This is a genomic window from Chryseobacterium daeguense DSM 19388 (assembly GCF_000430825.1).
Classification (GTDB): domain Bacteria; phylum Bacteroidota; class Bacteroidia; order Flavobacteriales; family Weeksellaceae; genus Chryseobacterium; species Chryseobacterium daeguense.
Map to the genome: position 1 here is coordinate 147,514 of NZ_AUMT01000012.1, position 6,373 is coordinate 153,886.

The following is a 6,373-nucleotide window of genomic DNA, read 5'->3' on the forward strand; positions in this document are numbered from 1 at the left end:
CTAATAACTACCATCTAAATGACGCAAGATTCATTTGTACATAAAGGAAAAAGAAAGATTTTGGTTGATTATCTCCGAAACAGAATCGGGATTTCGGATGAAAATGTACTTTCAGCCATGAATGAAGTTCCCAGACATCTTTTTATAGAAAGTATTTTTGAAGATTTTGCTTACGAAGACCGCGCTTTTCCTATTCTGGCACATCAGACCATTTCACATCCTTCAACGGTTGCCGAGCAGTCGGAGCTTTTACAGGTGAAACCGGGCGAAAAAATCCTCGAAATAGGTACCGGATGCGGCTATCAGACTGCTGTTTTACTGGCTATGAAAGCCCATGTTTATACTGTGGAAAGACAAAAAGATCTTTTCGATTTTTCTAAGAAAAAGCTTCGTGAAATGCATTTGTACCCGAAGTTTCAAAGCTTTGGAGACGGTTTCGCGGGGCTTCCGACCTTTGCTCCTTTTGATAAAATTATCGTGACTTGTGGTGCTTCAGTTTTGCCGACAGAGCTGTTGAAACAATTAAAAGTAGGCGGTAAAATGGTTATTCCGTTAGGACCTACGGACGAACAGGTTTTATACAGATTCACAAAAATTTCCCAGACTGAATTTGAAAAGGAAGAATTCGGGGCTTATAAATTTGTTCCGATGCTGGGAAATACCAACCAGTAATTTTCATCAAGAGGAACGGGCTTTAGCCCGTTTAGAAAATCAAATTAACTCAAATTGGCTTTAGCCAAAACTTAATAAATAGGAGAATTTCTTAACTTTAAGATATTAAACTTAAATTATGATCTCCGAAATCCAAAAATACAACGTATCCCAAACTGCTGCAGATCATGAAATCTGCGAAAAACTATCAGAAATTATCAGCGAAAACCTTACAGAAGCTGAATCAAAAATATGGCACGCACATCCCGTCTGGTTTTTGGACGGAAACCCTATTGTGGGGTATAGTAAACAAAAGAAAGGAATCCGGCTGATGTTCTGGAGTGGAAAATCGTTTAATGAAGAATTTTTGAATGTTCATGGTGAAAAGTTCCAGGATGCATCTGTGTTTTTTAACGATGTTTCAGAGATTGATGAAAATAAGATCAGGAAATGTCTTGAAAAATCAGAAAAAATTCAATGGGATTATAAAAACCTGGTTAAAAGAAAAGGAGAATTGATTCAAATAAAAAAATAAAATTTTAATGTTCGGAATGATAATTGGATTTAAATAAGAACCTAATCACTTAAAATCTTATTATTATGGATACGAATAGATTTAAATCTTCACATGATTTTAGTAATGTTCAGAAAAATCTATATAATAACCCGGGTTATAGTGTAGAAAGCTATTCTCAGCAGGTAAAAGATTATATCAACGATATGAAAAGCCAGAATAAAGAAGCCACAAAACACGGTTTCATGGCACAAACCAAAAAATCTGCAAAAGAAATCTGGGAAGAAATTGAAGAAATGGCCTCTGAGGCTTGGGATAAGAATATTAACTCAAATGAGAATCAATAATTTTTAATATTAAAGTTAGGAACCTCACTTTTTTGCGGAGTGAGGTTTTTTTATTTAAAAATTTATTAAAATATAAACCAAATGAAAATATTTATAAATAAAAGAATTCCCGAAATCGGAATCACTATGCTGAAGGAAGCAGGACATGAGATCTTTATACCTGAACATGAAAACCTTTCCCACGAAGAATGGCTCAATTACTGTAAAAACCACGACGCCATACTGGGCGTAGGAATGGAATTTAGATATGATAAAGATTTTTTCAACGAATGCCCGAATATTAAAGCAATCGCGCTGTATTCCGTAGGGTTTGATCACGTTGATATCAAGGAGGCCATCGCAAGGAAAGTTCCCGTGGGAAACACACCAGATGTTCTTAGCAAAGCTACCTCTGATGTTGCATTTCTGCTGATGCAGGCCGTTGCAAGAAGGGCAAGCTATAATTTCGAAAAGGTAAAGGCAGGTAATTGGGGAGATTTTGAACCTTTACATGCTTTAGGGCAGGAATTATACGGAAAAACTTTAGGTGTTTTCGGATTGGGAAGGATAGGTTTTGAGATGGCAAAAAAAAGTCACAGAAAGCTTTTGATATGAAAATCATCTATCATAACCGGCATCGAAATGAAGAAGCTGAAAATGAGCTGAATGCAGAATATGTTTCTTTTGAAGAGCTGATTTCTCAATCTGATGTCTTAAGTGTTCATGCTAATTTTAAACCGGATCAAAAAGATCTTTTCAATAAATCCGTTTTTAATAAAATGAAGGAAAATGCCATTTTTGTGAATACGGCAAGAGGCGGATTTCACAATCAGCAGGATCTTTACGATGCCCTTACCGAAAAGAAAATCTGGGGAGCCGGTCTGGATGTAACAAATCCCGAACCTATTTTCAAGGATGATCCTATTCTGGAGCTTTCCAATGTCTGTGTTCTCCCGCACATCGGCTCTGCAACCATTGAAGCCCGGAACGGAATGGCAAAAGTGGCTGCAGAAAATCTCATTGCTTTCTCAAAAGGTGAAAAAATGCCTGCCTGCGCAAATCCTGATGTTTATTCTGAAAATTCCTAGCAACTTGGAATTATTTTTGTTTAAATTTATTCAACACTAAATACTTTTATTATGATACCTGAAAATAGCGAACAAGAACAAGATAGAAAACTGGAACAGATGGATTACAGCCCGAATGAAGATATCTTTAATCAGGAAGAACATATTCCGCTGGACGGTGATGGAGTTCCTTTTGAAGATGATGATTTTGGAGAGGAGGATAAAATTGATAAAGGACTTGACATCCCTGGAGTGGATGAAGACGCCGGAACAGATGATATAGCTGAAGACGAAGAAAACAGCTACTGGGGACTCAGCGACAATGAAGACGATCACGAAGAAGAGAATGATGATGTTTTGACCTAAGATAACCACATACTATATTGAGCCTTACTGAATTTCAGTAAGGTTTTTTATTTTTGAAACTAAACACCAGCGGAGGGGAATCCTTTCACGCCTGAAATTTCTCACATTAGTTGCATGGATTTTCTAATTTGAATATCTTTAAAACTTTGAAAATTAAATTAGCAGAAAACGTTAAACAAAGAACTTTAAACCGTACTATGACATTTCAGGAACAGATACAGCAGGGCATTCCGAACCACTTGCCACAGCCGAAACCATACGAAACCAATATCAACCACGCTCCGAAGCGTAAGGAGATTTTAGGAGAGGAAGAAAAAAAATTAGCTTTAAAGAATGCTTTACGATATTTTGAACCTCGGTTTCATGCGGAATTATTACCGGAATTCAGGGAAGAATTAGAGAAATATGGTAGAATTTATATGTATCGTTTTCGTCCGGATTATGAAATGAAGGCAAGGCCAATTTCAGAATACCCCGGAAAATCTGAGCAGGCAAAAGCGATTATGCTGATGATTCAGAACAATCTGGATTATGCGGTGGCTCAGCATCCTCATGAACTTATCACGTACGGTGGAAACGGGGCGGTTTTCTCCAACTGGGCACAGTATCTTTTAACCATGAAATATCTTTCGGAAATGTCTGATGAGCAGACTTTAGTGATGTATTCCGGGCATCCGATGGGGCTTTTCCCGTCTCATAAAGATGCGCCGAGAGTAGTGGTTACCAACGGAATGATGATCCCGAATTATTCCAGACCGGATGACTGGGAAAAATTCAATGCGCTGGGTGTTACACAGTACGGGCAGATGACTGCCGGAAGCTATATGTACATCGGCCCGCAGGGAATTGTTCACGGGACTACAATTACAGTTTTAAATGCTTTCAGAAAAATAAATAAAGAACCTAAGGGCGGATTGTTCGTGACCTCAGGTTTAGGCGGAATGAGCGGTGCGCAGCCGAAAGCCGGAAATATCGCGGGCTGCGTTACGGTTTGTGCAGAAGTGAACCCGAAGATTACAAAAATCCGTCACGATCAAAAATGGGTGAATGAAATTCATGAAAACCTTGATGAACTGGTTCAAAGAGTGAGAAAAGCACAGGAAAATAAGGAAACAGTTTCTCTGGCTTATCTGGGAAATATTGTTGAGGTTTGGGAAAAATTTGATCAGGAAAATGTGAGGATTGATATTGGTTCAGATCAGACTTCACTTCACAATCCTTGGGCGGGAGGATATTACCCGGTTGGACAAAGCTTTGAGGAGTCTAACACCATGATGGCAGAAAATCCGGAATTATTCAAGGAAAAAGTTCAGGAAAGCTTAAGAAGACACGCAGAAGCCATCAACAAACATACAGAAAAAGGAACCTATTTCTTTGATTACGGAAATGCATTCCTGTTGGAAGCATCCAGGGCAGGAGCCGATGTAATGGCGGAAAACCCTACACTGGGAAGAGAATTCAGATATCCTAGCTATGTTCAGGATATTATGGGGCCAATGTGTTTTGATTACGGTTTCGGGCCGTTCCGTTGGGTTTGTACGAGCGGAAAGCCGGAAGATTTACAGAAAACCGATGAAATTGCCTGTCAGATCCTGGAAGAAATCCAGCAGAATTCTCCGGAAGAAATTCAGCAGCAGATGAAGGATAATATTCAGTGGATCAAAGGTGCGCAGGAAAATAAGCTGGTTGTAGGTTCACAAGCCAGAATTTTATATGCTGATGCGGAAGGAAGAATGAAAATTGCGGAAGCCTTCAACAAAGCCATTAAAAACGGGGAAATCGGGCCGGTGGTTCTGGGAAGGGATCATCATGATGTTTCAGGGACGGATTCGCCGTACAGGGAGACTTCCAATATCTATGACGGTTCCAGATTTACGGCAGATATGGCGATCCACAACGTAATTGGCGACAGTTTCCGTGGAGCAACCTGGGTTTCTATCCATAATGGCGGCGGTGTCGGTTGGGGAGAAGTGATCAACGGTGGTTTCGGAATGTTACTTGATGGAAGCGATGATGCCGACAGAAGATTAAAATCCATGCTGTTCTGGGACGTAAACAACGGAATCTCCAGACGAAGCTGGGCCAGAAACGAAGGCGCCGTTTTCGCCATCAAAAGAGCCATGGAAGCAGAACCCAATCTGAAAGTAACGCTTCCGAATTTTGTAGACGAGAATTTGTTTTAACACCACTTTGTCAAAGTTTAAAATCTTTAAAGTTTTGAAATAGGAAAACCTGCCGTAAGGCAGGTTTTCCCTATATGAGCTTTATAAACAATTATTTTTCTAATTGTAAAATCTGAAAATTCACTCCTAAATTTCTCATATTTTTAGATAATTCAACCAATGTAAATTTCGCAATATTAGAATCAAATTTACTAATTTCATTAGCTAAACTTCTACCACTATCAGAAGTATCTAAAACTGCTAATACAAATATAAATTTTTTACCTTGCAATTTATTAATAAACTGTTTTTTAGTAACAGTTCCGAATTGTTTTTTTGCATTTTTAGAATAATCTGAATTTCCATTATTACCTTTTACAAGATCATAAAGTCCTTCAAGATATTTATAATTATTCTTTACATCTTCAAAGATTTTTCTTGATGCTATATAAACTTGATTACATAAATCTCGCATAGAATTATCAAATCCCTTTTTTATATGATAAAAATAAACTTCATCTTTTTCAATTTTTAAAACATCACATACTTCAATATTCAAATAAGTAAATTTATCAAAAACGTATGTATTTGGTTTTTTTAAGTAACTAGCATTATAGGTATTTTCTGAAGAGCCTATCCATTTACGAAGTGTTGGACCAGTATAAACATTTTCTATTAGAAAATAGGATGTCTGTTCATTAATAGTATCAATAAAAGACTTTTTTATTTGGTACCAGTCTTTTTCAAGTAAGAAATAATTTTTACCATTATAAATTATTTCTGAGCAAAAGTGACTAGAAAGATTTTCATATGTTAATGTAATATCATTTTCATCAAATGTTTCTAATGTTGCAGATTCTATAATTTTTTTGAATTCATCATATTTCAATGAATCTCCACAAGTTTTAATTATTTCTACTATTACTGACTTGGAGTTGCTAACTTTGTTAGGACACAATTCTTATACTCTTTATCTTTAAGAGTATGAAAAAGATCAGAAAAAATTACAGTCTATAGTTTAAGATCCAAGCAGTATCTTTAAGTGAGCAGCGAGGCAATGTATCCTCGGTAGCTGAAGAATTTGGGATCTGTAAAGAAAGTCTCGTTAATTGGCGAAAACTTCACAAAGAAGGTAAACTTAGCAAGGAAAAACAAATATCCTCTGATCCAATAAGGGAAGAGTTATTGAGACTTCGCAAAGAACTGGAAGAAACAAAGCTTGAACGTGATATCTTAAAAAAGGCGGTAGGCATCTTCTCCAAGAGAGAGGGGTAAGATATAAATTTA

General features: G+C 37.2%; 9 protein-coding genes. 8 read left to right on the plus strand and 1 reads right to left on the minus strand.

Going from position 1 to position 6,373, the window contains the following annotated elements; genetic code table 11:
- Window positions 1-18 precede the first annotated feature (18 nt).
- From H560_RS0114900 to H560_RS0114925, 7 genes are all read left to right on the plus strand, one after another.
- Window positions 19-672: a protein-L-isoaspartate(D-aspartate) O-methyltransferase gene (locus H560_RS0114900; RefSeq protein WP_027380785.1), complete on the plus strand. Its 654-nt coding sequence runs from the start codon at window positions 19-21 to the stop codon at window positions 670-672.
- 118 nt (window positions 673-790) lie between these two features.
- A complete protein-coding gene (locus H560_RS0114905; RefSeq protein ID WP_027380786.1) occupies window positions 791-1,186 on the plus strand; it encodes a DUF1801 domain-containing protein in 396 nt (131 codons plus the stop codon).
- 65 nt (window positions 1,187-1,251) lie between these two features.
- Window positions 1,252-1,512 carry a hypothetical protein gene (locus H560_RS0114910; RefSeq protein ID WP_027380787.1) on the plus strand — a complete coding sequence of 87 codons (261 nt, stop codon included), beginning with the start codon at window positions 1,252-1,254 and terminating at the stop codon, window positions 1,510-1,512.
- 81 nt (window positions 1,513-1,593) lie between these two features.
- On the plus strand, window positions 1,594-2,106 hold the full coding sequence (locus tag H560_RS23625; RefSeq protein ID WP_262486288.1) for an NAD(P)-dependent oxidoreductase: 513 nt from the start codon (window positions 1,594-1,596) through the stop codon (window positions 2,104-2,106).
- Window positions 2,103-2,579, plus strand: a complete 477-nt coding sequence (locus tag H560_RS23630) for an NAD(P)-dependent oxidoreductase (protein ID WP_262486289.1) — start codon at window positions 2,103-2,105, stop codon at window positions 2,577-2,579. The genes H560_RS23625 and H560_RS23630 overlap by 4 nt, the downstream gene beginning before the upstream one ends.
- Before the next feature lie 51 nt (window positions 2,580-2,630).
- Window positions 2,631-2,924, plus strand: a complete 294-nt coding sequence (locus tag H560_RS0114920; RefSeq protein WP_027380788.1) for a hypothetical protein — start codon at window positions 2,631-2,633, stop codon at window positions 2,922-2,924.
- Window positions 2,925-3,121: 197 nt separating this feature from the next.
- Window positions 3,122-5,107: a urocanate hydratase gene (locus H560_RS0114925; protein ID WP_027380789.1), complete on the plus strand. Its 1,986-nt coding sequence runs from the start codon at window positions 3,122-3,124 to the stop codon at window positions 5,105-5,107.
- Window positions 5,108-5,198: 91 nt separating this feature from the next.
- On the opposite strand, the gene H560_RS0114930 is transcribed toward H560_RS0114925, so the two are convergent.
- Window positions 5,199-5,975 (minus strand): DUF6119 family protein, encoded by a 777-nt coding sequence (locus tag H560_RS0114930; protein WP_027380790.1) that lies wholly within the window; start codon window positions 5,973-5,975, stop codon window positions 5,199-5,201.
- Between the two features lie 134 nt (window positions 5,976-6,109).
- Here H560_RS0114930 and H560_RS23800 point away from each other — a divergent pair, with 134 nt between their 5' ends.
- The gene (locus H560_RS23800; protein ID WP_081413913.1) at window positions 6,110-6,361 is read left to right on the plus strand and encodes a transposase; all 252 of its coding nucleotides are present in this window, start codon (window positions 6,110-6,112) and stop codon (window positions 6,359-6,361) included.
- Window positions 6,362-6,373 lie beyond the last annotated feature (12 nt).

Coding starts and splice junctions, on each gene's coding strand:
- H560_RS0114900 (WP_027380785.1), top strand. CDS start 19: ATGACGCAAGATTCATTTGTACATAAAGGAAAAAGAAAGATTTTGGTT.
- H560_RS0114905 (WP_027380786.1), top strand. CDS start 791: ATGATCTCCGAAATCCAAAAATACAACGTATCCCAAACTGCTGCAGAT.
- H560_RS0114910 (WP_027380787.1), top strand. CDS start 1,252: ATGGATACGAATAGATTTAAATCTTCACATGATTTTAGTAATGTTCAG.
- H560_RS23625 (WP_262486288.1), top strand. CDS start 1,594: ATGAAAATATTTATAAATAAAAGAATTCCCGAAATCGGAATCACTATG.
- H560_RS23630 (WP_262486289.1), top strand. CDS start 2,103: ATGAAAATCATCTATCATAACCGGCATCGAAATGAAGAAGCTGAAAAT.
- H560_RS0114920 (WP_027380788.1), top strand. CDS start 2,631: ATGATACCTGAAAATAGCGAACAAGAACAAGATAGAAAACTGGAACAG.
- H560_RS0114925 (WP_027380789.1), top strand. CDS start 3,122: ATGACATTTCAGGAACAGATACAGCAGGGCATTCCGAACCACTTGCCA.